Raw genomic sequence first — 256 nt, 5'->3', positions numbered from 1 at the left:
AAAGCGGACCCTGTCGAACCATCACCCAGGACCAGGTCTTGCGGTCGACTTCGAGCAGACCGAGGACGTGCAGCTTCTCCCAGTTGACCTTCTTGAGCGACAGGCCGCCGTCCTTTTCAGCCCGGTCCTTCAGTTCGCGCAGCGTGACGTAGTCCGCCGGCAGGAAGAACAACAGTCGCGCCTGATAGATCGACACCGACCAGTATCGCCGGCCGTAGACGTCTTGTCGGCTCATGCCAGGGTCGGTCCTTTCGGT

The 256-nt window shown here is 61.3% G+C and carries 1 protein-coding gene; it reads right to left on the bottom strand.

Features of this window, described 5'->3' with window-relative positions; translation table 11 throughout:
• Positions 1 to 235: hypothetical protein (locus R0J92_RS24575; RefSeq protein WP_411053607.1), on the bottom strand; the 235-nt coding region annotated here is incomplete at its 3' end.
• Positions 236 to 256 lie beyond the last annotated feature (21 nt).

Source organism: Tritonibacter sp. SIMBA_163, from assembly GCF_046535935.1.
GTDB classification, from domain to species: domain Bacteria; phylum Pseudomonadota; class Alphaproteobacteria; order Rhodobacterales; family Rhodobacteraceae; genus Epibacterium; species Epibacterium scottomollicae.
Note: the sequence above shows the minus strand (reverse complement) of the source record. Positions and strands in the feature narration are given on the sequence as shown.